This is a genomic window from Pantoea agglomerans NBRC 102470 (genome assembly GCF_001598475.1).
Classification (GTDB): Bacteria; Pseudomonadota; Gammaproteobacteria; order Enterobacterales; family Enterobacteriaceae; genus Pantoea; species Pantoea agglomerans.
Genome location: NZ_BCZA01000006.1, coordinates 362319 through 386311, shown reverse-complemented (window position 1 = coordinate 386311; position 23993 = coordinate 362319). Strand labels below are relative to the sequence as shown.

The window sequence follows — 23993 nt, the reverse complement described above, 5'->3', positions numbered from 1 at the left end:
TCCCAAAAATTCTACGCATGGCAGGACGCCTTAATAAGCGCGGAAATATTAGCATAGCGGTGATTAAATTTGTACTTCTGGTTTGGTTCGCCACATACCCTGTTGGTGTACTTTTATCTGGCGTAAGAATCACTGTGCTATCTGTCAAAATAAGGTTTTAAAATTTCTTCTGTCCAGTGCATAAAGGCTCTGACACGCCGCGACAGATTTCGTCGGTGTGCGACAACAAAAGAGGCACTGAGCGGCTCAGGACACAGATCGGTAAGGACTTCAACCAGCGCACCGCGCTCAATATAGGGCGCCAGCGTGGAGTAACCGCCCTGAATCAAGCCCAGCCCGGCCAGTCCCTCCTCATGATAGGCCGGTACGCTATTTACCCTTATGGCGCCGGGTAACATCAGCAATTGGTAGCCGCCATCCACCGGATACTCCCAGCCATCTGGCTTCGAACCAAAGCTCCGCTGGTAATGGACCATCTGGTGGCCATGATTGAGCAGATCATCAATCGTCTGCGGTACTCCGAAGCGCGCCAGATAGCCCGGACTGGCGGCATTAATCATGCGGAGCTGCCCCAGCGGGCGAGCAATAAGCGTGTCATCAACGATTGGCCCCAGACGGATGACACAATCAAATCCTTCATGAACTAAATCAACGCGCCGATCGGTACTTGAAAGCTCGATCTCCAGTTCAGGGTGTGCCTCCAGCAACTGAGGCAGCGCGGGGATTACCACGCATTGTGCCAGCACGGCAGGCATATCAACGCGTATCCTGCCCCGCAGTGACATCCCATCGTGAGAGAACATGGACTGTAACTCTTCGGCTTCCGATAGCAGATCGCGGGCGCGTGAGTAAAAAGCCCGTCCATCTTCCGTTAACTGCACTGTTCGCGTGGTGCGATGCAGAAGCGTGGCGCCTGTCTCCCTTTCGAGTTCGCGCACCACTAATGAGGCGCGTCCTTTCTGAATACCCAGGATTTCAGCTGCCTGAGTAAAACTCTTCATTTCCGCCACGCGTGCAAAAATAATCAGCGCCTCAAGGTTTTTCATTCATTGTTCCCCTTCAGAGTAACAGTGCGTTATTTCTTACGTTATTTATCACCATATTAATGGGTAATAGACTGCTTTCACACCGCGGATATTACAGAACGCGATCTGAACGTTATGAAGGTGAACCGTCTTTCTGAAAGGCTCAACGCCGTTGCGAACTGCCATGCAGATTTGTGTACATAAGCACTGTCTCAGAACACTGCCGGTTCCGCGGCAAACATTGCTCAGGGTATCGGGAAGCACTCAGTGAAAAGGTTGTTACTCACCACTCAATCCGTTGACCCGAAGGAAGATTTGAAAACTTAGCCCCCATTCCGGATTTGGTTAACGCCAGTCGCGCTGCCTTACGCTGGATTTCACCCCCCTGTCAGGAAGGAAAAGAGAAATGAACAAAGGTTATTTAATCGCTCACGTGACCGTATCGGACCCTGTCGCATACGCTGACTATGCCAGAGCTGCAGGCGAAGCCATGCAGGCGTTTAATCCGAAGATCGTTGCCTGGTCAGGGCAGTATGAAAATCTGGAGGGAGAGGCGCATGAACGGCATGTGGTATTTGAGTTCGAATCTTTTGCCGAAGCCAAAGGTTTTTATGAAAGCCCTGCGTATCAGGCTGCCAGGCTGTTGCGTGCAGGGGCTGCGCACGGGACGTTTGTGCTGGTTGAAGGGGCAAGCCTTTAAACACTTCACCGTCATGTGCCGATGCAGACTCCAGCGAACCTGGGGCCCGCAGGATGTCACCAGTATGCTCAGTGGTGCCGGGATTTACCCGAGAAAGTGACAAGGTATATTCTGGTAATTGACGCTACGTGACCACCGTGCCGGTTAGGTAGCGTGTAACAGGCAAGGGGGTGGCTGTGTCTGACTTTATGACTTCCGCAGATCGCTTCCATCCCCCTCTGCTTTCATTAAAGCCGCACCGATAAAGTTTTCGTACAGACACTCACTTTCGGGGCAGGCGCAGGCCAAAAATATTGTGCCCGTTCTCATGCCGGTAGTAAGCACTTCCGCCATGTAAAGCGGCGATGGCGCGTACCAGCGACAGTCCCAGCCCGCTTCCGGCCGTATGACGGACGTTATCGCCCCGCCAGAAGCGTTCAAATAATTTTTCAGGCTCCTCCAGCGCTTCGCCCGCGTTCAACACCTCAATCTCAACGTAGTCAGCGTGATGACAGGTACTGACCTGAATCGTGCCTTTTTCTGGCGAATAACGAATGGCGTTGATCAGCAGGTTACTCATCGCACGCTGGAACAGCATTTTATCCGCGGTGAGGCTGCCTGCGGCGCTCAGCTCAATGGCCTTCTCCTGCTCTTCCGCAACCGGTTCAAGAAAGTCGATCAGCGATTCCAGCGCGTCCTGCAGCAGGAAGTCCTGTTTATTGAGTCTGATATTGTGGTGCGTGGCGCGAGCCAGGAAGAGAATGTTTTCAGTGAGACGCGAGAGACTCTCAAGCTCTTCAATGTTGCCTTCGAGCAGCGTCTGATATTCAGCGGCTGAGCGTTCATGACCCAGCGCGACCTGATTCTGGCCCAGTAACACATTAATGGGCGTGCGGATTTCGTGGGCCAGATCGTCGGCAAACTGGGTCAGACGGATAAAGTCCGTGGATAAGCGCTGACGCATAGCGTTAAGTGCATTGCCAATCGGTAGCAGCTCCTGCGGGATAGCCTGAAGCGGCACGGGCTGATTTAACCGGTCACTGGCCGTTTCTGCCACGATCTTACTTAACCGGCCGATCGCCCTTAGCCCTCTGCGAATCAACAGCGGACTGACTGCGGCGCACAGCAATATGGCCGCCAGTGAAACCAGAATGCTTTGCTGGCGATAACGCTCCAGCATCAGTGCTCGCTCCCGCGCGACCCGGGCAAGCGTAATAGTTACCGGCCCGAGCGAGGAGTTTGCCTGCAGGCTTAACGCCGACGCTTCCGTCTTATCCGCATTGATCCAGCGGTGCAGCTGTTTCTCACTGGGTGGCGTGCTGACCGACGTGGGCGAGATCGCGGGCAACGTTATCCCGGTATGATTAATACTGACGTTTTGCTCATGCTGCGAGCGGATGCTGAGAATGTCCTGATGGATATCGACCATCCGATTGAAGTAGAGCGGCAGCGAGCTGGGATGGGCACCATCTTCAAGCAGTTGTCTTAACTGCGCCGCCCGATTAATCAGCGTTTGATCGTCCCGCCAGACCAGTTCACTGCGTAACGCTTTATACAGAATCAGGCTGATGCCGCCACAGGCCATCGCCATGATCAGCGTAAAAATTGCCGTCAGCCGCAGCGTCAGAGAAGGGCTAGTCACCCTCGCCTCCTTTTTCTGAAAGGCAATATCCCATGCCCCTTACCGTAGTGATGAGCTTTTTAGGAAAGGGGTCGTCGACTTTACGGCGCAGGCGGCGGATAGCAACATCGACGATATTGGTTTCACTGTCGAAATTAACGCCCCATATTTCGCTGGCCAGCAGCGTCCGCGGCAGAATCTCACCGTTACGGCTGGCGAGCAGCCATAACAGCATGAACTCTTTGCGCGTCAGTGCAAGAGTGACACCGTCACGCACAACCTGAAAGCGCGCTGAGTCCAGCACCAGATCGCCCACCCGTAGTACGCTACTGTGCGGCTGCTGCTGTCGGAGCTGATTTCTTACCCGAGCCAGCAACTCCGCAAAAGAGAACGGCTTAACCAGGTAATCATTGGCCCCCAGTTCCAGCCCTTTCACCCGATCATCCACCGAGTCTCTGGCAGTCAGGCAAATTACCGGAATCTGACTGGCGGTACGCAGGGTTTTCAGCACCTGCCACCCATCCATTCCCGGCAGCATAATATCCAGTATCACCAGGCTGTAGGGATGTGACAGCCCCAGATGCAGGCCATCCCGGCCGTCTGCGGCGTAATCCACGATATAGCCCGCTTCTTCCAGCCCCTTACGCACCCAGGCGCTCGCCTTCTGGTTATCTTCGATCAGCAATAGTTTCATCGGCGCAGTTTGCCATGAAATTTATGACCGCCCCAGTGTTTCAGCGCCAGATGACAATATGGTCATCTTTCTGACAGGCAGAACGAACAACCGTACAGGTATAACAGCGGGGTGATTAACACCGGAGTATTAAAAAATGAAAAAGAGTCTCACTGCCCTGGCCCTCACTACGCTGCTTGCCGTTCCCGCGGTCACCTTCGCGGCCAGTAAAAATCCGCTGAGCGTTCACGTGCTGAACCAGCAGACCGGGCTGCCGGCCTCAGAGGTTGAGGTAATGCTTGAGCAGAAACAGGGAGAAAGCTGGAAAGTACTGAATACCGCCAATACTAATCAGCAGGGTCGGATTGATGCCCTTTGGCCAGCAAAGCCCTTTGAGGCGGGAGACTATCGGGTGATTTTTAAAACCGGTCACTATTTTGCGGCACATCAACAGCAGAGTTTCTTCCCCGAAATCCCGGTGGAGTTCCATATCACCAATACCACGACCACCTATCACATTCCGTTGCTGCTGAGCCAGTACGGATATTCCACCTATCGCGGGAGCTGAGATAAATGAAACGTTTACTGCTGGCATTGATGCTGACAACCGGACCTGCCGTGGCGCTCGCTGCTGAGCCAGCCTCCGTCTATGACATGACGCAGGCGCTGAGTAATCAACTGGCAACGGAGGCCTTGTCCGCCTGCCATAACATAAATCGTCAGGGCGTCGTCGCCGTGGTGGATCGGGGTGGAAACCTGGTTACCCTGATGCGGGATGACAACGTGGGGCCGCACAACACCCAGGCGGCATGGCGTAAAGCGTTTACTGCGCTCTCCACCAAAACGCCGACCAGACAACTGACCATAAAGGCGCAATCCTCACCGGAAAGCGTCAACCTGAATACGGTTAATGAGCTATTGCTGCTTGGCGGCGGCGTGCCGGTGCAATATCGCGGCCAGTGGATCGGCGCTATCGGCATGGCGGGCACCGGCGGCGCGGAATCCGACGATCAATGTGGGACCGAAGCGATTAACAAAGTGCTGGGTAACAGCAAGCAACCGTAATCATGATGAACGCGCGGCGGGTATTATTCCTGCCAGACACGGGGAATAAACTGTTCCCCATGTTGTTTAGATAAGTCGCCGCCAGAACGGCTGCTTTGTGCCAGAAGCGGACGTTGTACTCTCAAAGGAACTGTGGCCGGGCATTGAGAAAGGCTTGTTATGTTTTTTTATCTATTGGTATAGATATCAGGCCGTGTGATAGCCCACGCGTAGTTTTTCTTATTCACCGGTTCATAACCAAACTTTTCATAAAGCCAGGGCGCAGTTGTTGTGAATAACAAGATCCTACGAAGCTTTTCAAACACCGGGTGACTATGAATACATTCCATAAGCCATCTTCCCAACCCGACGCCCTGGTATTCCTCAAGTACATACACATCACAAAGATACGCGAAAGTAGCATAGTCCGTTATCAGACGTGCAAATCCTGCCTGAGATTCATTGTGATAAATGCCAAAGTTAAGGCTGTTTACTACTGAAGCCGTGACGGTTTCCAGATCTATACCTTTTGCCCATGTAGATCTCGTCAAATACTGATGCACAGCCTGTATGTTCAACTTTGCATTGTCTGTACTGATCAGAAAATCATTCATACGCCATTCAAATATCGCTGAAATACTCACTATCACACCTATCCAGATGTTGTAGGGAGACTTAACATTATCATTATCTAAGAGAAACTATCCGAACTGAATCGAGCTGACATCCAAAGATTGAACCGTTAGCGCTAATGCACAATGTCCACTTCTCGCTCTTAGCGGACATCTGACTGTTACCAGTCCCTTTTGTGCCAGTAGCGGACGCTGAAGCCGTAATACCATCTTTGCATGATGCAACAGATGACGGTATGTGCATATTTTTCGTAAGGTAAACAAAATCTGATCGGGAATTCATCAACAACCAAGGATAATTGCCCATGCCAACCCCCACACTTACAACAGATCGGTTGCTTTTGAAACCATTAGTCGCCGAAGATGCTAAGCAGATCCAGACGCTTTATCCCCGCTGGGAAATAGTCCGCTATATGGTGGCATCGGTCCCCTGGCCTTATCCAGAGAATGGTGCAGAGAATTACGTCAATAACGTTGCTCTGCCTGACATGGCGAGCGGAATTGCATGGTTCTGGACTATCAGAAATCGTGAGATACCAGATAAAGTCATGGGCTTGATCTGTCTTTACGATGAAGAAGATAACAATCGTGGATTCTGGCTCGCACCGGAATATCAGGGTCAGGGCTATATGCGTGAGGCTAGTATTGCGGCTACAGATTACTGGTTCAATGTGTTGAATAAGCCGGTGTTACGCGCACCTAAAGCAGCCCTTAACAGCCGCTCTCAACGTATTTCGGTCACTAGCGGAATGCGGCTTATCAAAACTGTTAAGAAGGAGTATGTCAGCGGCCTTCTGGATTCTGAGCTTTGGGAAATCACCCGCGATGAGTGGAATGCTCGAAAATTTCAATGATACCAGGAATACCACGTCCGCTTCGCTCTCATAGCGGCCCTTCCAGAGCGCAGGTCTTCTGCATGCAAATGCGGAACTCGATGAGAGATGAAGAAGGTCAACTATCACGTTGCTTTTCTAACCGGATAAAAGTGCCATCCAGATTTGCTTTATTACCCCAGCCGAGTTGCATGTAAAATTTTGCCGCACGGCTGTTTTCTTCGGTTTCCAGCCAGGCAATTTCGTGATGTCTGAATAACTCCTGTTCCGCAAGCATAGTGAGTCTGCGACCTATACCTCTGCTTTCGTATTCAGGAAGAACAAAAAGACCATAAAGACAGCCTTTATCCGTTAAAATCATTGAAAAACCAATAATTTCGTCGTTATCGCAGGCAACCCATGCACAATGGTCGTTTTTGATCATATCGCCCACGACGCTTTCGGTGATCCCCATTCTTCGCATTTCTTCTCGGCTCAGATGATTCTCCGTAACAGATGTTCGGACCGAGAAAATTCCATCAACATCAGAAAATTGTGCTGGCCTTATACCTATACTCATAAGACTTACTCCATATATGACAAAGATAAATTCTGATGATAATGCAGTCATATCCTCTAAGGAGCCACAGAACCGTCAATGAGATGACGGCTATTTATGTTCCGCTCCTCGCTCAAAACGCATTTAACCAGCTTCAGCAGTTAAACCGCCCCTTTGCCATCAGACTCAGCCAGCAGGCCCGGAACGCTTTGCGGTCCGGGGATGTTAAGCTGTTCGATTGAGGTCTCCCGACATCTTAAAATGTCACTGAAATGGTCAGTTTTGCGTTCCTTCAGCTGATGGCGAGACCCTGACCCGGAATGCAATAACCAGCGCGGCAGTGAACATGATACAGGCAGCTGTAATGAATACCCCCGTTACCCCGTTGAGGCCATATATCAGGCCACCTATTGCTGCACCCGCGGCAATGGAGGATTGAACGGCGGCAACCACCATACCCCCTGCGCTCTCGGCTTCATCGGGAAGAGTCCGGGCGACCCAACCTGACCACGCCACCGGTATGCCACCAAATGCCAGCCCCCACAGCATGACCAGCGCCGTAAGCCCGGCGATTGATAACGGCAGAGTGATCATACCCAGTGCCGCTGCTCCCACCAGAGCAGGCATAATAATCAGCGTAAAACGCAGGCTGCGTTCCATCAGCCATCCTGCCGACAGTGTCCCGATAAAGTTAGCAATGCCAAACACCAGAAGTATTAACGCCAGCCCTTTTGCGTCTATGTGTGCGAGTCCTTCCAGCGCAGGCCGTATATAGGTAAACAGCGCATACTGGCCGGTGTGGGCGAGCACGCACCCCAGCATGCCCACGCTCACGCCCGGCCTCTGGAGCAGAGAAAATACGGATGCCGTCCTGGTCCTGACTACCGGCGGCATTCCGGGCAGGGTCAGCCACTGAAAAATGAAAGAGATTGCGCCAACCGCAGCAGCGGCAATAAACGCGCTACGCCAGCCAGACATCTCGCCCAGATAACTTCCCAGCGGTACGGCAACAACAGTACCTACCGCGATTCCACTAAAAATGATCGACAGCGCCCGCGGTACCAGCCTCTCCGGCACTAGCCTCATCGCAACCGCCGCTGCCATACTCCAGAATCCACCCAACGCAATACCCAGCAGGATGCGCATTGCCAGCAGCATGACAATACCTGAAGAGAGCGCCACGAGCAGATTTGAGAAGATCATAAGGGCAGTAAAGCTCAACAACACGATGCGCCGGTCCAGCGCACGCGTTAATCGCGGTATCAGTAATCCGGCAAATAACGCAATCACCGCCGTCACTGTTACGGCCTGTCCTGCAAGAGACTCTGACACACCCAAATCCCGGGCAATAGGCGTTAATAAGCTGGCAGGCAGGTACTCTGCGGTGAGCAGGCCAAAAACACCCATGGTTAACGAAAAAACCGCAAGCCAGGCTGGCTGGATTTTCTCATCTCTTTGCACTCTTTCTTTGTGAACCCTGATAGAAGTTTCATCCGTCATTTCTAAGTCTCCTGGAAAGTCGTTTCAGGAGAAGAAGTCTATTCAGGCGCAGCTGGATGATCTATGCTCTAAACCCCTCACTTTTTTACCCAAAACCCGAAAAGGCATATGACTTCATCTTTCGCTCTGTCATCAGAACTCATCAGCGAGCTGCTTTCCGGCCTGCGGCTATACGGCGTGCGATATCAGCGTATCCAGACGGGAGATACGTTTGGCCTGAACTTCGCAAGCAGGCCCGGTCATGCTTATCTGCACTACGTCGCTGTAGGGGAGATGGTGCTTCATAGTGCAAACGGCGAAGTTCTTACGCTTTCAGCCGGAGAGGCTGTATTTCTTCCCCACGGCGAACGGCATCAGCTTTTGTCGGCAACAGCCGCCGACGTGCTGGATATCGACAATATCGAAACGGCACCACTGGATGAAAAAGTGAGTGGGATTGATACCTGCCCGAGTACCCAGGAAAAGCCAGGCGCTGTGCTGTTTTTTGGTTGCATGAAAATCGATCTGGGAAGCATGCAGCGGCTGGCGGATGTGCTGCCTGAAATTATGCATGCCGATGCAAAGGGGATTCAGTGGCCGGGACTCATGCATATACTTGATGCGATGAAGCGTGAGATATGCTCCGGACGCGTGGGCTATGCAGGTATTCTCGCCAGGCTTGCCGATGTGGCTGGAGCGATGTTTATCAGAGGATGGGTGGAAGATGGTTGCGGCAATAGCCCTGGCCTGGCTGCAGCACTGCGCGATCCGCGTCTGGCTCAGGCCATCCTGGCGATTCATCGCGAACCGGGCCGGGACTGGAGCGTGGCAGAACTCGCTGCCGAATCGCATATATCCCGCTCCGCATTCGCCGAAAGGTTTCAGACCACCATCGGCGTCCCACCGCTACGGTATGCAACAGAAGTAAAGATGCATCTCGCTGTCCGCTGGCTGTCGTCAGAAAACATCACCGTCGACACCGCATCGCAACGGTTGGGATACTCCTCTCAGGCTGCTTTCAGCCGGGCTTTTAAGCGTGTAACGGGTAAGTCTCCAGGCGCGGTTCGTTTGCTTAGCTAATGGGTTTTATCCTTAGCGGGGATAGCAATAATCGCTACGTAGTTTTACTTCCTTTGTGCTCCAGGAAGTGCAGAACAAAATGAATCACATTAAAAACAGTGTCCGCTACTGGCATATAGCGGTCATCAGCCCGATGACAGTCCACTTTGTGACAGGAGCAGACGTCAGTTCCAATTAATATAGTCAGCGCAATGCCTTTGAGAAACAGATAGCTTCTGTCCTGCCTATATATGGGCCGTAATTCTCAATAGGGACATAACCATTTTTCATGTAGAAATTTACAGCACGATAGTTGATGTGGCGGGTTTCCAGCCTAACTTCGATATATCCCATCTCTTTTGCTGATTTTTCAAGGAAAGTGAGTAAAGTACCACCAATCCCTGACTCACTTCGGTCTGAAAACATTCTTTTAAGCTCGGCTATATTTTGGGTAAATGGTCGTATAGCACCGCATCCCACAGCTTTGCCTTGAGAATTCTTTGCTAATGCCCATAAAGCTTTGTCATCACCCATTGCTTGGGTGGTGAAATTGCTTTTGCCGTTATCACCAGTAATAGCGGCAAGTTCTGCTGATAGCATTTCGATTAAACGATGGGATTCTGAAGAGAATGGATCTGATTTTTCTACTTTTATCATGGTTATACCCTGCAGGATGAGTGTGACCAACATAAAGCATCCTGCTAAGAAAAGCATCAGCTCAAAACGGGTAAAGGGATATCACTTATTCAAACCATCCCTGGGGTCATGGCTGCTCCTCACTCATAGCGGACATAAATCTGAACTTAGTCTGGCCCGCCTCATTGCTGTTGCCAGAAATCAATACAAAGGTAATACAGCTTGAACGTTAAACTGGAAGGCATACGGACATGATAGCAGTTTAAATTGCTCATCGGCCGAATAGGTGACAGCAATTTGTCGAAGCATTTTAATCATAACATGGCTGCAAAGATATGAGGTTCACAATCAAGATAATATAGTAAACAGGGACTTTTAAAACACAATTAATTTAAAAGCCATCATATACTAATGCTTAAAGCATCAGCTGAAAAAATATTAGTTTTTTTTGCAGTTTCTCATTTTATAAAAGAAGCCGGAATGCGCATTTTCGATGATAAAACGATCATCGTAATTAGGACGTCTTACGAAGGTTATTCCGTTAACAGTAGCCTGCTGTTTAATACCACCCATGACACTTTCAAGCGCTGGGGATGCTACCTCATTACCCAGCATTTTCACTTTGTAGTTACTTCCATTGTCTTCAACGACAGCAGCTTTTGGCAAAAGCTGCGTCTCTGTATGAGAGCTGGTTATCCGGACATCACATAAATATGTCCCCAAGCCTAAATCTTCAGCTGCGGAACATAAACCGGAAAAAAACAAAGCAATCATACAATAAACAAATTTATTCATATCTGTCTTCCAGGACTTTGGATCGTTAAAAAATCGTTATCGGCAAAATATTTTGTGACTTGAGGAGTTGGTGATGTCATACGTGTATAGAGCTGATTTATGGATATTAATTTTTGTTGTGGGTAAGGTTGGATGAGCCGGGTGCTATGTTGGATGCAATGGTAACAGTCAGTCATTAAGAACGGAACGTCCGCTCCTTGCTCATAGCGGACACTCACCGCCTGTATCTTCTTTTTATGTTGCGATCCTTAATATCCTGGCCTGATAAGAACGGCTTTCAGCTCTAATGCAACATAACATCTGTGACCAGCATGCCGCGATTCAACCCGTTCCCCTGCAGAAGAGGCCGGGGTTATGTCACAGGAGTCGGCAGAGGCCGGGCGGGAAATGGATCGTTGGGTGGTGCCGGATAAACTGCCATCACTCAGGCTGACACTATGCGATGTCTTTTAAGGAAGATCGGGATTTACTGGTGCCGGTAAAAACGACTGATATGACTTCACCGGCTTTGCAGTTCAGGCCTGGCAACCCGGTGTCTCAGCATTGCCTTGCTGTCTGCTTAGTCTGTATGCATGAAGTCGCCGGGGTAATTAACCTCCGGCAGACCACGTTAACGGCATAGGGATAACTATTTAGCTCCACTCATCCCGGGAGAACCATCATGTCCTCCCTCATTCCCGCCACTGCCACCCTGCCCGCCGACGCCGCCAGGACCCGCATCGCCTCCGTTTCCGCCATTACCTGATCCGTCACCATTACCGCCGTTCCCTCCATTTCCTCCGTTTTCACCACCATTACCGCCGTCGCCGCCATTTCCGTTGCTGCCAGAACCAGCATTCCCTCCGTCTCCCCCGTTTCCGTCACCGCCACCGTCACCACCGTCGCCACCGTCGCCGTCTGCCCATGCCGCAGTGCTGAATATTCCGGCCGCCAGAGAAGAGGTTACCGTGAGTACGACCATGAAAGGTCTCAGTAATGCTGAGGTGAGAATAATGAGATATACAGCTTTCATGAGAAGGTTTTTCATATCATCCTCTGCGCTATGACTTATATGCCGCCGCCGCTATCACCGCTATCACCGTCATCACCACCATCACCACCATCACCACCATCACCACCGGATGAGTTGTTCCCGCTTCCTCCGTTGCCACCATCCCCTCCATCGGCTCCGTTAGTGCCGCCATTTCCGCCATCTCCGCCATCTCCGCCATTTGAGTTGGAGCCTGTACCAGCATTACCGCCGTTACCGCCATCCCCTCCGTTTTCGCCCGGACCACCGTCCCCGCCGTTTCCACCATCAGAAATCAGTGATAAGGAATCAGGAAAAGGAATCGGGGAGGCCGGAGAGGCATAACCGTAGTGTGTAAAAATCACCAGTATCAGAGTGGAGCACCTTAGTAGGGTACGGTATCGTTTACAGATGTTCTGACTGGTCATTGTTACCTCCATCACCGCCAGCACCTCCGGGCGCATTGTCAGTTGAACCACCATCACCCCCGTTGCCACCATTGGCGCTACCCTGTCCATTTTTATGATGTTTGTGGTGTTTATGGTAGGGTTCAGTCGCGGCGCCTGCCCCATTTCCCCCATTTCCGCCGTTACCACCTGTAGCAGAACCGTTACCGCCGTTACCTCCGTTCAGACAGCCTGTACCGGGCACGCCGTCTTTACCACTTTCTCCATCAGGCGAACTGCCGTTCCCATCTTGTCCGTTCAGGCTCTCACAGGCAGACAGCTGAATAGTGTCCTGCGGGAGTGTCTGACTGAATACCGGCAGGGAAAGGAGCAGCCCTGCAGATAGTGGAAAAAAAATCAGCGTGTTGTGTAGCTTTGACATAGAAGTTTCATCCTTTAATTAATGGCCGCCTTCATGAGGCGACCATTTTTAGTTAGATTCTGCAGCCTGATTACGCACCGCCGCCATCACCACCACCACCATCGCCACCGCTGTCACCACCATCACCGCCGCCGTCACCGTCTCCGGAACCATTACCGTTAGCGGAGCCGTTGCCAGTGCCGTTATCATTACCGCTGCCATTCCCGTTACCGCTGGCGCTGTTATTTCCTCCATCGCCGCCAGGGCCACCAGGAGAATTAGAACCAGAACCCCCGTTGCCGCCGTCACCTCCATTAGCATCGCCGACAAGTAAGAAGGTCTGTGGGGAGTGATTCGTAAACGGTTGGTTATGTAACGGTGCAGCGACTGCAAGTCGCGCCGCAGAGAGGACAAAAACAGCCAAAGCAAGCGTTAATTTTTTATGTCTCATAATCCATCCTTAAAGATAATAAATACATGAGATAATCGCTGGCCCACCCCATAGCTAATGAGCTATTTCATTAAAAGTAAATTATCTAAAAAATAAAAACTATGGAGTGTAATGAAACGTTTTTCGTTGTTTTATAATGTTTTCGTTTAATTTTAAAAAAAATTTTCGGGGATGCTATTTTTTAACTAACTAGTTAATAGCTAATGACATTAAAGGCTAGTAATTACTCTGCTAACAATTTACTCTTTTCATGAAATAATACATATTGCATTTTTATTAAGGCACTTTTTTCATAAGCAGGGAATGACAATCCTGAACTCAAAAAAAAGCAAAAGCATATATCATTTTCTATAATTCATCTGACTTTTAAGAGGTATGGTAAGGGGACACTCTTTAACCACTCAGAATTAATTTTCCTGAACCTCAGAAATCCGTAATTTCAGGAAGCACTACCCTAACTGCTGCAGGCGGGACCTCGCGGGGCTGAATAAAGGTGAAGCCCGTAACGCGCTGATGCATGCGATATTTATGCACCGGCTGGAAGAAATCAGGGCCCGAAATCCGGCAAATCAGAGCTGCATGTTGCGCAGTAAAGTAACTGCCCCGCTTCCCATTGATAAAGACCGCCTGTTTCGATGGTGTGCTGACATGCGGCAGAGCGGGCTGAAGCCCGCCCCTGTAAACGCCTGTCGTCAGACATATCCCATCATTTTCAGCAGCGACTGCACCTGATTCATCGCTTCGCTACGATGGGTGACGCCCAGCTTCTGATAGAGATTACGGATGTGGGTTTTGATGGTGGTGGAGGCCACCGCCAGCTCACCGGCGATTTGATCGTTGCTGTAGCCCGAATAGATCAATCCCAGCACCTGCCATTCACGCTGCGTCAGCGGACTGGTTCGGATCAGCTCCGGCACGTCAGGATGGTTAAGCAACCGGCTGACAAAGCCTTCATCGAAATGGGCGAATTTGTGACGGTGATATTTGTTGATCTCCAGCAGGATGCGCCGGGCACGGTGGCTGTCCAGTTCATTCAGGGTATTCAGCTGAATCAATTGCCGCAACTGCTGCGCCATCATCTCGCCTTCAATCACAAAATGGCTGATAAAACCGGTGCTGCGCGCCAGTTTCAGCGCCTCAATCAGGACACGCTGCGCCTCCGCTTTGCGGTCGGTCTGCCAGTAGATCTGATTCAGCAGCAGCAGATTACGGTTTAAATCGCTCATCAGGCGCAGGGCACGGGCATTCTCATTCAGCTCCTCCAGCACCACTTCCGCCTGGCTGACATCACCCAGCAGGATTTGCGCGCGGGCGATGTTCCGCCATTGTCCCTGCAGAAAATGGTTATTGGCGAAGGCGGGTTTAGGCGTCTGCCGCATCCAGTCACGGGCGTTCTGGCTGTCGCCGGTCAACTGCCAGTAAATGACCCGGACTTTGTCGGCATTGGCTATCCAGTCGCTGTGCCAGTTGCCATTGTTCAGCAGGTTTTCCAGCCGGTTCAGGTAGCTGCGGGCGTTATCCAGATTGCCACGTGCCAGTGAGCACTGCACCAGCAAACCCAGACACTGAATCTGCTGCTGCGGCTGGAAACCGTTCAGTACTTTGATGCCTTCCCGGGCCGCCTGCTCCGCCTCTTCCAGTCGTCCCCAGGCCCACAGCAACTGAGCGCGGATGCGCAGCAGAAACTCATGCAGCGGGAACTGCGCCAGGTGCTGCTCGTCGACCAGCACAAAGGCGCGGCTCTGGATCTCATAGGCTGCCTGCAAAAAGCCCTGAGCAAACAGAATCTCGCTCTGCTGAATCAGGCTCCAGAGGGCGTAGTGCCACACTTCATCGCGCCGCGCCATCTGTTCGGTCTGCCGCATCAGTTTGAGTGAATCATCCAGCTCGCCTTTGCAGTGCATCACTTCACCATGCACTGAGGTTGCCACAATGCGGCTGTAGTGACGGCTCGCTGGCAGGGTATCGAGCACCACTTTCGCCAGCCGCTCCGCTTCATCGGTATTGCCATCGTTAATCGCCACCTGGGCGCGCAATGCATTAAATTCACCGCGCAGTGCTGCGTCGATCTCGCAGCGGCTGGCCTGTTCAAAACGCGCCAGCAGACTGTCGACTTCGGAGAAGCGATGCTGACTCTGCATCAGCCACGCCTGCAGCAGTACCAGCATTGGATTTTCCAGCATCATCTCCCACGGCAGTGCTTTCAGGGAGTTCTCCAGCAGCGGCAGTTCGCTCTGATTAAACAGCGTCCAGGCGTGCTTCAGCAGCACGTCCCGCAGCATAGTGGCGTCGCCAGAGGCGAGCGCATGATGAATCGCCTCGCCGGGAAAGCCCTGCGCCATCCAGCTCTCTGCCGCAGCCCGATGCAGCGCAGGCAGTTCCGCCGCCAGTTCCCACTGGCAGCGCTGACGCAGGAAGTTACCAAACAGCGGATGGTAGCTGAACCAGCAGCCGGAATCGTCCATGCGCTGCAGAAACAGACCCTGACGCTCAATCTCTTCCAGCCGCATCTGGCCGTTCTCTTCACGGGTGACACAGGCGATCAGTTCATCGTTCATTGAACGCAGCAGCGCGGTTTTCAGTAAGAAATGGCGGGTAGGCAGATCGACGTTATCCAGAACTTCCTCAACCAGATAATCGGAGAGGTGGCTGGCATTAATGCCAGAGAGACGCCGGGCGGAATGCTGAGCCGAACTGGCACCCTGTCGCGCCGACAGCACGATCAGTTGCAGCGCAGTGGCCCAGCCCGCTACATCATCACAGAGTCGGCTGCTCTCTTCGCTTTCCAGCGGGGCCGCCAGTCGGCAGTCAAAAAACTGTCGCGCCTCCTGGTGGGTAAAAGCCAGCTGCTGGCTGCCCAGCTCAATCAGTTGCTCACGCACCCGCAGGTTGGCGATACCGAGCTGCGGCAGATTACGTGACATCAGAATCAGCGTCAGATTTTCAGGCTGATGGCGCAGGAAAAAGCGCATAGCGTCGTGGATCACCGGATTGGTAATCAGATGGTAGTCATCAACGATCAGCCATAGCGGCTGCTGCCACTCCACCAGCTCGATAAAGAGTTGAGAAAACAGGGCGTTGAGATTCACATACTGCCGCTTCTGAGCCAGCAGTTCACTGCGCGGACAGCCACCGTGGGTGGCCTGTTGCAGTGCAGCGATCAGGTAATCGGCAAAGCGCTCCGGCTGATTATCGCCCTCATCTAAAGAAACCCACCCCAGATCGCTTTTCCCTGCCGCCCACTGCGACACCAGTGTGGTTTTACCGTAGCCCGCCGGACTGGTGACCAGCACCAGCCGATAGTTACCGGCAGCGGTGAGTTTTTGCAGCAATCTCTCCCGAATCACAGTGCCTTCAAGACGCACCGGGCGGCTGAGTTTAGCGGGTATTAACATGGGCGCGCGTTTCTCCATTTGTCGAGCGCATCATTATTTTACGCTTCGTAATTATTCCTTACACAGGTTCAGCATTTCGTCAGATGAATGCAAGCAAACCCATTAACTAATCTTTACAAAAGCGTGCGCTATCACACTCCTTCAACGATTTCGGATTAGCCTCATCCTCTCCACCCTCCCCATCCTCCTCCGCTAATTCTTTGCAGGAGGATGAGCGAGGGTTTCCGCGCGGGCAGACTGTCGCCACATTGACCCATTTTCCGTTTTTACAGGACATCAACCATGACACAGCCCGATTTCAACCCGATTCAGTTCAATGCTGCCCTGACCCGTCAGTGGCAGCGTTTTGGCCTGCGCGATGCGCAGGAGATGACCACGACACAGTGGTGGCAGGCACTCAGCGGTGCGCTGGCCGATATGCTGGCCGCGCAGCCTGCTCCCCCGGCCCCGACAGAACTGCGCCATGTTAACTATCTGTCGATGGAGTTTTTGATCGGTCGCCTGACCGGCAACAACCTGCTGAACCTGGGCTGGTATGACGCGGTCAACGAGGCCCTGGCCGCCTGGAATATCTCACTCACTGACGTGCTGGAAACCGAAACGGATCCGGCGCTGGGTAATGGCGGCCTGGGTCGTCTGGCAGCCTGTTTCCTGGATTCCATGGCGAATGTGGGTCAGCCCGCTACGGGCTACGGTCTGAACTATCAGTACGGTCTGTTCCGGCAGCGCTTCGAACAGGGCGCGCAGATTGAAGGCCCGGATGACTGGCAGCGCGACCGCTATCCGTGGTTTAACCACAACGCCGCGCTTAACGTGCGGGTCGGACTGGGCGGTAAAGTGGTGACGGTTGCGGGTCAGCCACAGTGGCAACCGGCGTTTGAACTGCTCGGCGAAGCCTGGGATCTGCCGGTGGTGGGTTATCAGAATGGTATCAGCCAGCCACTGCGTCTATGGCAGGCGAAACATGCCCAGCCGTTTAACCTGAGTCGCTTCAACGACGGCGACTTTCTGCGCGCGGAGCAACAGGGTATTGATGCTGAAAAACTGACTAAAGTGCTCTACCCCAATGACAATCATCAGAACGGTAAAAAACTGCGTCTGATGCAGCAATATTTTCAGTGCGCCTGCGCGCTGGCTGACATTCTGCGTCGCCATCATCGGGCCGGACGCAGCATCGAAACCCTGGCCGATCATGAAGTGATCCAGCTTAATGACACCCATCCGACGCTGGCCATCCCGGAGCTGATGCGTCTGCTGCTGGATGAGCATCAGCTGAGCTGGGATCGCGCCTGGCAGATCACACAGCACACCTTTGCCTACACCAATCACACCCTGATGCCGGAAGCGCTGGAGTGCTGGGATGTGCGTCTGGTGCGCAGTCTGCTGCCGCGCCATATGATGATCATCAATACCCTGAACGCGCAGCTAAAAACGGCTGTCACGGCGCGCTGGCCAGACGATGAAGCGAAGTGGGCCAGACTGGCGCTGGTGCATAATAACCAGCTGCGGATGGCGAACCTCTGCGTGACCAGCGGGTTCGCGGTCAACGGTGTGGCAGCGCTGCACTCGAAACTGGTGGTGCAGGATCTCTTCCCGGAATATCACCAGATGTGGCCAGAGAAATTTCACAACGTGACCAACGGCATTACGCCGCGCCGCTGGATCAATCAGTGCAACCCGGCGCTGAGTGCCCTGATCACCCGGACATTGCAAAAACCCTGGCTGAACGATCTCGATGCCTTGCAGGGGCTGGAAGCCTTTGCGGATGACGCCGCCTTCTGCGCGGAATATCGCGCCATCAAGCAGCAGAACAAAGTCTCGCTGGCGCACTGGGTGAAACAGCGGACCGGCATTGAGATTGACCCCACCGCGCTGTTTGACGTACAGATCAAACGACTGCATGAGTACAAACGTCAGCATCTGAGCCTGCTGCACATCATTGCGCTGTGGCAGACGCTGGTCACCGATCCGCAGGCCAACCGTACGCCGCGCGTGGTGCTGTTTGGTGCCAAAGCCGCACCCGGCTATGCACTGGCGAAAAACATCATCTATGCCATCAACAAAGTGGCCGAGGTGATCAATCAGGATCCCCGCATCGGTGACCGTCTGAAAGTCGTGTTTATTCCCGATTACAACGTCTCCGTCGCCGAGCGGCTGATTCCCGCCGCCGACCTTTCCGAACAGATCTCCACCGCTGGTAAAGAAGCGTCCGGCACCGGAAATATGAAGCTGGCGCTGAATGGCGCACTGACCATCGGCACACTGGATGGAGCGAACGTTGAGATCGCTGAGCAGGTTGGCAGTGAGAACATCTTTATCTTCGGGCATACCGTGGAACAGGTGGTGGCGTTAAAAGCAGACGGTTATGCCCCGGCGCAGTGGCGCAAGAAAGATCCGCAGCTCAATCAGGTCTTACTGGCGCTGGAAGATGGCACCTTCAGCCAGGGCGACTGCCACGCCTTTGATGCGATGTTGCAGAGTCTCGGCCCCGAAGGCGGTGATCCCTATCTGGTACTGGCTGACTTCCAGCCCTACCTTGACGCGCAGGCGCAGGTAGAAGCGCTGTGGAGCGATCAGGAGGCCTGGACACGTGCCACCATCCTCAATACCGCACGCTGTGGCATGTTCAGCTCCGATCGCGCTATCCGCGATTACCAGCAGCGCATCTGGCAAGCGAAACGCTAAGGAACGCCATGAAAACAGATCCGGTTATGGACGATTTCTCCCGGGCGGGCATCGCCGCTGAGTATATCAATGCTCACGGCAAGCCACAGGCGATCCCGACCCTGACCCGCCAGCGTTTGCTGGCGGTGATGCAGCCTTGCCATCCGCTGAGCACGCCACTGCCACCGGTGGTGATTTTTCGCAGCGGCGATCTGCTGAGCCTGTCGCCACAGCTCGCTGACGATACCCACTGGCATCTCACCAGTGAAGCGGGTGAAATCAGCTCAGGTCGCTGCCAGCCCGCTCAGCCGCTGCATCTGCCGCCGCTGCCAGAAGGCTATCATGAGCTGACGCTGCAACAGGGTGCGCAGCAGTGGTCGTGCCGGATAATAATTGCCCCGGCCCGCTGTTATGAACCCCCGGCCCTGCTGGCAGGTGAGTCAATATGGGGCGCCTGCGTGCAGCTCTATACCCTGCGCTCGGCGGAGAACTGGGGAATCGGCGACTTTGGCGATCTGCGCCGGATGCTGCCGGAGGTAGCCGCACGCGGCGGCGCGTTTATCGGTCTTAACCCTATCCATGCGCTGTTTCCCTCCAGCCCGGAGAGTGCCAGCCCTTACAGCCCCTCGTCCCGGCGCTGGCTCAATGTGCTCTACATCGATGTGGGCGCAGTCGCTGATTTCCGGCAGAGCACTGCCGCTCAGGCCTGGTGGCAACGTCCGGAAACAGAACAGGCGCTGGAACAGGCTCGTGCAGCAGATTGGGTGGATTATGCGGCGGTGACCCGGCTGAAAATTGCCGCGCTGAGACTGGCGTGGCCGCAGTTTACTCAGCGTGACGCCAGCGATCCCGAGGTGCAGGCGTTTAATGGATTTATACGTGAAGGAGGCGAGAGTCTTCAGCATCAGGCGCTGTTTGATGCGCTGCACGCCGATCAGATAGCACAGGATAGTGATCGCTGGGGCTGGCCGGTGTGGCCGGAGGCGTTGCAGGATCCCGGCAGTCCGGCCGTGCAGGCCTTCCTGCAACAGCACGCCGATCAGGTGCGCTTCTGGCTCTGGCTGCAGTGGCTGGCCGCGAAGCAGTTTGCCGACTGCTGGGACATCTGCCAGCAGCAGCAGATGCCGATTGGACTTTACCGCGATCTGGCGGTGGGTGTTGCGCAGGGTGGCGCAGAGACCTGGAGCGAGCGCGATCTCTACTGCATGGAGGCCAGCATCGGTGCGCCGCCCGATATTCTCGGCCCGCGCGGCCAGGACTGGGGATTGCCGCCCATGGATCCGCAGGTGATGCGTCAGCGCGCCTGGGAGCCGTGGATCGCCCTGCTGCGCGCCAACATGCGTCACTGCGGCGCACTGCGCATTGACCATGTGATGGCGCTAATGCGGCTGTGGTGGATTCCGGCCGGTGAAAGCGCGATGCACGGTGCCTACGTGCACTATCCCATCGACGATCTGCTGGCGATTCTGGCGCTGGAAAGTCAGCGTCATCGCTGCATGGTAATTGGCGAAGATCTCGGTACGGTGCCGGAAGCGATTGTCGATAAGCTGCGCGATGGCGGGGTCTACTCCTATAAGGTGCTCTATTTTGAGCAGGAGTCAGCCCACAGTTTTCGTCCGCCCGCCGAATGGCCACGGCAGGCAATGGCGGTCGCCACCACTCACGATCTTCCGACGCTGCGTGGCTGGTGGCAGAGCGATGATTTGACCACCGGCGCACAACTCGGCCTCTATCCTGACAAAGTGGTGCTGGCCGGGCTGTATCAGGATCGGCTGCGGGCGAAGCAGGCGCTGCTGCAGAGTCTGCATCGCGTTGGTGCCCTGCCGAAACGTCCCGGACGCGATGCACGTCGCACCGGCATGAGCAAGGCATTAAACCGGGCGATGCAGCGCTATCTGGCTGATAGCCACAGCGCCCTGCTGGGACTGCAACCGGAGGACTGGCTGGATATGGCGACGCCGGTCAATATTCCGGGCACCAGCGATGAATATCCGAACTGGCGACGCAAGCTCAGCGCCACGCTTGAAACGCTGTTCAGCGATCCTGCCACTGACACGCTGCTGCGTGATCTGACGGCACGCCGGAAGCGACTACTGCGCAATTGAAGGTTAACGCGCGACTCAGACTCGTGTCTGACGCAGCCTGTTTTACATCATTTTCAGTTATTACAGCGTGCGGGCCGGCAACGGCTCGCACTCTGCTACTGTAATCAGCGCCTCTCAACAGTGATAAGATCACCCTGAGCACGAGCGTCTGAAAACACTAACCGGATTCTGTTCAGGATTTAATGAACTTAAGAATTTATCTTCGCCCAATCCTGAGATTGCTTTAACAGCAATGCCCAGTCGTCAGGTGGATAGCCGTTATGCAACATTCCTGAAAATACTTTATAGGCGTCACGCATACTGCCATAAGCACGTTTGGTCTCAGCGTCATTCATCCATGCAAGGATGATGGTTTTATGTTGCTCGCTGAATCTAAAGAACAAACGATACTGCATCAAAAACTTTGCACGGAACCAATGCTTATTTTGTTCTCCCAGCGTATCGCCCTGGCGAAACTTTGCCTGATGTGGATCGGCGCAAATCTCACTATTGATAACTTTAAACACAGCGGCTAAAAGCTTAGTCGTCGCTTTTCGCTGGTAACTTTCAGGATATTTAGCCCTGAGTAACTCCACTTCATTGGTCAGCGCAATCAGCTGCGATTCAAAACAGGGATGAACATAAACGTGCCATCCATTTATAACCGTGCTGTCTTCCATACTTAATTACTCATCGTCCATGAGTGGAGCATCCAAATCAACGTCCATACCTTCGGTCAACGATGTAATGCGAGTTAATAATCCTCGATCCAGCGTTTTAATATTTGCAGGTGTGTTGCGTATGTCAGCAGCAAGAAAACTCAGAAAGCTCGCCATCACTGGATCATCATCAGTCACCGTTTCCTGACGGGTAATAAGGACTTTGCCGCCCGGCAGAACAGCGTATTCGATATTCTCACCAGGTTGCAGATTCATCGCATCACGAACTGCGGCAGGGATAGTGGTCTGGCTGCGGGCTGTCAGTTTTGATGAAGCACGCAGAGAGATGTTTGCATGAGTCAAAGTTCCCATTGCGGATTCTCACTAGAAAAAACAAGATAGCGCAACAGTAATGCAAGTGCATTGGCAATGCAAATGCATTGATCGCGATAAGAGCGAATGTTTTGTTACTAAGTCTTCATTAAAAGTTTCTGATTACGCTTTTCCGTATCGACTGAAAAATTGGCACCCTGTTTTATTTCCTGCCAGACATCAAACTCTTCGCGACTGATAAGCACAGCAGCAGAACCGCCCCGCCGGGTGATAATCACAGGCTCACCCGCCATCACGATATCCATGATTTCAGCAAGATATTTTCGGGCCTGTGTTGTCGTATAACTTCGCATTTAGCCTCCAGAAAAGTCATCCCTGAAACAGCTTAGTTAGCCTATATTCATCAAACGCTATTGCCCACAGCATGACTTACGCAATGCGTAAAACCACGCAAAAAAATCATGCAATCAGGATCTCTGCAACAAAAAAAGGTGCGCCGCAGCGCACCAGATGGAACAACATCAGTATTGTCGGGGCAGCTTCACCCCTTGCCTTTAACACTACTGATAAAGGTCTGCCGGGCAGAGGTGGAACCCAGCCGCTCGGCTTCATCCAGCAGTTTCAGCGCCTTATCGATATTACCGCTGTTCACCGCCTGTCTGATCTTCTGGTTAAAGTAACTCTCGGTGTCGCTCATGATCGGTTCCGCATGGGCTTTTGGCGCGGGCGCTGCGGCGGGTGCAGGCGCCGGTGCTGCGCTGTACGCTGCCGCAGGTGCGGTATTGCCGACGGTCACCGCGCTCGGGCCGGATGAACCAAACAGCGGCCCGACCAGAATGGATGAGCCGGAACTGGTCTGCATCTTCAGCTTGATTGTCCCTTCCCGGCTGTGGCGGGCGACGGGATCGGGAATATCCGGTACCGCATGACCGGTGCCCTGCGCGTAGGCCTTGGCCGGGTCAAGCAGCGTGGTGGTTTGTGTCAGATCGCTGTCGGTGGTAAACACCAGCAGGTAGATTTTTTGCTGACCCAGCGCCGGGGTTAATTTCATCACCCCTTCCAGTCGATCTGCCGCCATCACGCCCGGCTTCTGATAGGTAAAGTAGCGGCTGGGAAACCAGGCCGCAGGACGCAGGTTTTCATCCAGCACCAGCACGTTCGGCGCGAAAACCTGACCGTTCGCCACTTCACTGCTCAGCGTCAGCGTCAGTTCGCCGATATTGGCGGGCAGACTGTAGGCCGCGACCGGACCGGCAATGTGTGGCGCATACAGCGTCTGTCCGCTGTTAGCGAGTTTTGTTGTCTGTGTCTGAGAAGCAGCCAACGGTTGCCAGCTCAGGCGTTGCAGTGTCTCGGGTGCCACGACCGGTGCGGACGAGAGATCCTGCGGCACCAGATTGACATCCGCCAGGGCGGGAAGCGCGTGTCCTGTCAGTAACGCCGCACTCAGGCAGAGTGCAGCCAGTTTTTTCATTTTCATTATGTCTACCTTATTGCAGGTCGCGGCGTGAACCAGGCAATGGCACACCGCGACCAAAGAGATCCATCAGGCGCAGGCGCGCCTGTCAGAAAAGGTG

The 23993-nt window shown here is 53.4% G+C and carries 24 protein-coding genes; 7 read left to right on the top strand and 17 right to left on the bottom strand.

All coding sequences use genetic code 11. From position 1 onward, the window contains the following. Positions 1–137: 137 nt before the first annotated feature. Positions 138–1046, bottom strand: coding sequence for a LysR family transcriptional regulator (locus PAG01S_RS14385; protein WP_062759213.1), 909 nt, complete (start codon positions 1044–1046; stop codon positions 138–140). Positions 1047–1431: 385 nt separating this feature from the next. Between PAG01S_RS14385 and PAG01S_RS14380 the strand changes: the two genes are divergently transcribed. After that, positions 1432–1725: a DUF1330 domain-containing protein gene (locus PAG01S_RS14380; RefSeq protein ID WP_010670299.1), complete on the top strand. Its 294-nt coding sequence runs from the start codon at positions 1432–1434 to the stop codon at positions 1723–1725. Between the two features lie 262 nt (positions 1726–1987). Here the strand turns inward: PAG01S_RS14380 and PAG01S_RS14375 are convergent, their stop codons facing one another. Beyond that, a complete protein-coding gene (locus PAG01S_RS14375; protein WP_062759211.1) occupies positions 1988–3346 on the bottom strand; it encodes a heavy metal sensor histidine kinase in 1359 nt (452 codons plus the stop codon). After that, on the bottom strand, positions 3339–4019 hold the full coding sequence (hprR, locus tag PAG01S_RS14370) for a response regulator transcription factor HprR (RefSeq protein ID WP_062759210.1): 681 nt from the start codon (positions 4017–4019) through the stop codon (positions 3339–3341). The genes PAG01S_RS14375 and hprR overlap by 8 nt, the downstream gene beginning before the upstream one ends. Positions 4020–4155: 136 nt before the next feature. On the opposite strand from hprR, the gene uraH reads away from it, so the two are divergent. Together uraH and PAG01S_RS14360 are read left to right on the top strand one after the other, a co-directional pair. After that, entirely contained in the window at positions 4156–4566 is a 411-nt protein-coding gene (gene uraH, locus PAG01S_RS14365) for a hydroxyisourate hydrolase (protein ID WP_010247303.1), read from the top strand. Positions 4567–4571: 5 nt separating this feature from the next. Further along, positions 4572–5063, top strand: a complete 492-nt coding sequence (locus tag PAG01S_RS14360; protein WP_062759208.1) for a GlcG/HbpS family heme-binding protein — start codon at positions 4572–4574, stop codon at positions 5061–5063. 167 nt (positions 5064–5230) lie between these two features. Here PAG01S_RS14360 and PAG01S_RS14355 read toward each other — a convergent pair whose 3' ends face one another. Beyond that, complete coding sequence (locus tag PAG01S_RS14355; RefSeq protein WP_170933459.1) at positions 5231–5686, bottom strand: GNAT family N-acetyltransferase; 456 nt, start codon at positions 5684–5686, stop codon at positions 5231–5233. Positions 5687–5979: 293 nt separating this feature from the next. Between PAG01S_RS14355 and PAG01S_RS14350 the strand changes: the two genes are divergently transcribed. Beyond that, entirely contained in the window at positions 5980–6528 is a 549-nt protein-coding gene (locus PAG01S_RS14350) for a GNAT family N-acetyltransferase (RefSeq protein WP_062759207.1), read from the top strand. Positions 6529–6625: 97 nt separating this feature from the next. Here PAG01S_RS14350 and PAG01S_RS14345 read toward each other — a convergent pair whose 3' ends face one another. After that, on the bottom strand, positions 6626–7066 hold the full coding sequence (locus PAG01S_RS14345; protein WP_062759205.1) for a GNAT family N-acetyltransferase: 441 nt from the start codon (positions 7064–7066) through the stop codon (positions 6626–6628). A gap of 255 nt (positions 7067–7321) precedes the next feature. Beyond that, on the bottom strand, positions 7322–8545 hold the full coding sequence (locus PAG01S_RS14335) for an MFS transporter (RefSeq protein ID WP_062759202.1): 1224 nt from the start codon (positions 8543–8545) through the stop codon (positions 7322–7324). Between the two features lie 108 nt (positions 8546–8653). Here PAG01S_RS14335 and PAG01S_RS14330 point away from each other — a divergent pair, with 108 nt between their 5' ends. Continuing rightward, on the top strand, positions 8654–9604 hold the full coding sequence (locus tag PAG01S_RS14330; RefSeq protein WP_062759201.1) for an AraC family transcriptional regulator: 951 nt from the start codon (positions 8654–8656) through the stop codon (positions 9602–9604). A 183-nt stretch (positions 9605–9787) separates the two neighbouring features. Here the strand turns inward: PAG01S_RS14330 and PAG01S_RS14325 are convergent, their stop codons facing one another. From PAG01S_RS14325 to malT, 7 genes are all read right to left on the bottom strand, one after another. Then, the gene (locus PAG01S_RS14325) at positions 9788–10273 is read right to left on the bottom strand and encodes a GNAT family N-acetyltransferase (RefSeq protein ID WP_062759199.1); all 486 of its coding nucleotides are present in this window, start codon (positions 10271–10273) and stop codon (positions 9788–9790) included. 384 nt (positions 10274–10657) lie between these two features. Then, positions 10658–11014: a hypothetical protein gene (locus PAG01S_RS14320; protein ID WP_060679078.1), complete on the bottom strand. Its 357-nt coding sequence runs from the start codon at positions 11012–11014 to the stop codon at positions 10658–10660. A gap of 642 nt (positions 11015–11656) precedes the next feature. Next, positions 11657–11902 carry a hypothetical protein gene (locus PAG01S_RS14315; RefSeq protein ID WP_022624743.1) on the bottom strand — a complete coding sequence of 82 codons (246 nt, stop codon included), beginning with the start codon at positions 11900–11902 and terminating at the stop codon, positions 11657–11659. Between the two features lie 152 nt (positions 11903–12054). Continuing rightward, positions 12055–12312, bottom strand: a complete 258-nt coding sequence (locus PAG01S_RS14310) for a hypothetical protein (RefSeq protein ID WP_062759197.1) — start codon at positions 12310–12312, stop codon at positions 12055–12057. Positions 12313–12428: 116 nt separating this feature from the next. Further along, positions 12429–12851, bottom strand: coding sequence for a hypothetical protein (locus tag PAG01S_RS14305; RefSeq protein ID WP_010247334.1), 423 nt, complete (start codon positions 12849–12851; stop codon positions 12429–12431). A 48-nt stretch (positions 12852–12899) separates the two neighbouring features. Beyond that, a complete protein-coding gene (locus tag PAG01S_RS22655; protein ID WP_223564369.1) occupies positions 12900–13052 on the bottom strand; it encodes a hypothetical protein in 153 nt (50 codons plus the stop codon). Between the two features lie 921 nt (positions 13053–13973). After that, positions 13974–16676 carry an HTH-type transcriptional regulator MalT gene (malT, locus tag PAG01S_RS14295; RefSeq protein WP_062759195.1) on the bottom strand — a complete coding sequence of 901 codons (2703 nt, stop codon included), beginning with the start codon at positions 16674–16676 and terminating at the stop codon, positions 13974–13976. Positions 16677–16958: 282 nt separating this feature from the next. On the opposite strand from malT, the gene malP reads away from it, so the two are divergent. Together malP and malQ are read left to right on the top strand one after the other, a co-directional pair. Beyond that, positions 16959–19361, top strand: coding sequence for a maltodextrin phosphorylase (malP, locus tag PAG01S_RS14290; protein WP_062759193.1), 2403 nt, complete (start codon positions 16959–16961; stop codon positions 19359–19361). A gap of 8 nt (positions 19362–19369) precedes the next feature. Next, entirely contained in the window at positions 19370–21445 is a 2076-nt protein-coding gene (malQ, locus tag PAG01S_RS14285) for a 4-alpha-glucanotransferase (RefSeq protein WP_062759191.1), read from the top strand. Between the two features lie 188 nt (positions 21446–21633). Here malQ and PAG01S_RS14280 read toward each other — a convergent pair whose 3' ends face one another. The 4 genes from PAG01S_RS14280 to malM form a co-directional block, all read right to left on the bottom strand. After that, entirely contained in the window at positions 21634–22104 is a 471-nt protein-coding gene (locus PAG01S_RS14280) for a type II toxin-antitoxin system YhaV family toxin (protein ID WP_045140153.1), read from the bottom strand. A 6-nt stretch (positions 22105–22110) separates the two neighbouring features. Beyond that, entirely contained in the window at positions 22111–22455 is a 345-nt protein-coding gene (locus tag PAG01S_RS14275; RefSeq protein WP_033773852.1) for a type II toxin-antitoxin system PrlF family antitoxin, read from the bottom strand. A gap of 98 nt (positions 22456–22553) precedes the next feature. Next, complete coding sequence (locus tag PAG01S_RS14270; protein ID WP_033773851.1) at positions 22554–22769, bottom strand: type II toxin-antitoxin system Phd/YefM family antitoxin; 216 nt, start codon at positions 22767–22769, stop codon at positions 22554–22556. A gap of 188 nt (positions 22770–22957) precedes the next feature. Continuing rightward, positions 22958–23896, bottom strand: coding sequence for a maltose operon protein MalM (gene malM / locus PAG01S_RS14265; protein ID WP_062759189.1), 939 nt, complete (start codon positions 23894–23896; stop codon positions 22958–22960). Positions 23897–23993: the final 97 nt, after the last annotated feature.

Bases quoted from the DNA above. Each gene is read 5' to 3' on its own strand.
- PAG01S_RS14385 (WP_062759213.1), bottom strand. From the start codon at position 1,046: ATGAAAAACCTTGAGGCGCTGATTATTTTTGCACGCGTGGCGGAAATG.
- PAG01S_RS14380 (WP_010670299.1), top strand. From the start codon at position 1,432: ATGAACAAAGGTTATTTAATCGCTCACGTGACCGTATCGGACCCTGTC.
- hprR (WP_062759210.1), bottom strand. From the start codon at position 4,019: ATGAAACTATTGCTGATCGAAGATAACCAGAAGGCGAGCGCCTGGGTG.
- uraH (WP_010247303.1), top strand. From the start codon at position 4,156: ATGAAAAAGAGTCTCACTGCCCTGGCCCTCACTACGCTGCTTGCCGTT.
- PAG01S_RS14360 (WP_062759208.1), top strand. From the start codon at position 4,572: ATGAAACGTTTACTGCTGGCATTGATGCTGACAACCGGACCTGCCGTG.
- PAG01S_RS14350 (WP_062759207.1), top strand. From the start codon at position 5,980: ATGCCAACCCCCACACTTACAACAGATCGGTTGCTTTTGAAACCATTA.
- PAG01S_RS14345 (WP_062759205.1), bottom strand. From the start codon at position 7,066: ATGAGTATAGGTATAAGGCCAGCACAATTTTCTGATGTTGATGGAATT.
- PAG01S_RS14335 (WP_062759202.1), bottom strand. From the start codon at position 8,545: ATGACGGATGAAACTTCTATCAGGGTTCACAAAGAAAGAGTGCAAAGA.
- PAG01S_RS14330 (WP_062759201.1), top strand. From the start codon at position 8,654: ATGACTTCATCTTTCGCTCTGTCATCAGAACTCATCAGCGAGCTGCTT.
- PAG01S_RS14325 (WP_062759199.1), bottom strand. From the start codon at position 10,273: ATGTTGGTCACACTCATCCTGCAGGGTATAACCATGATAAAAGTAGAA.
- PAG01S_RS14320 (WP_060679078.1), bottom strand. From the start codon at position 11,014: ATGAATAAATTTGTTTATTGTATGATTGCTTTGTTTTTTTCCGGTTTA.
- PAG01S_RS14310 (WP_062759197.1), bottom strand. From the start codon at position 12,312: ATGGTGGAAACGGCGGGGACGGTGGTCCGGGCGAAAACGGAGGGGATG.
- PAG01S_RS14305 (WP_010247334.1), bottom strand. From the start codon at position 12,851: ATGTCAAAGCTACACAACACGCTGATTTTTTTTCCACTATCTGCAGGG.
- PAG01S_RS22655 (WP_223564369.1), bottom strand. From the start codon at position 13,052: ATGGCAGCGGTAATGATAACGGCACTGGCAACGGCTCCGCTAACGGTA.
- malT (WP_062759195.1), bottom strand. From the start codon at position 16,676: ATGTTAATACCCGCTAAACTCAGCCGCCCGGTGCGTCTTGAAGGCACT.
- malP (WP_062759193.1), top strand. From the start codon at position 16,959: ATGACACAGCCCGATTTCAACCCGATTCAGTTCAATGCTGCCCTGACC.
- malQ (WP_062759191.1), top strand. From the start codon at position 19,370: ATGAAAACAGATCCGGTTATGGACGATTTCTCCCGGGCGGGCATCGCC.
- PAG01S_RS14280 (WP_045140153.1), bottom strand. From the start codon at position 22,104: ATGGAAGACAGCACGGTTATAAATGGATGGCACGTTTATGTTCATCCC.
- PAG01S_RS14275 (WP_033773852.1), bottom strand. From the start codon at position 22,455: ATGGGAACTTTGACTCATGCAAACATCTCTCTGCGTGCTTCATCAAAA.
- PAG01S_RS14270 (WP_033773851.1), bottom strand. From the start codon at position 22,769: ATGCGAAGTTATACGACAACACAGGCCCGAAAATATCTTGCTGAAATC.
- malM (WP_062759189.1), bottom strand. From the start codon at position 23,896: ATGAAAATGAAAAAACTGGCTGCACTCTGCCTGAGTGCGGCGTTACTG.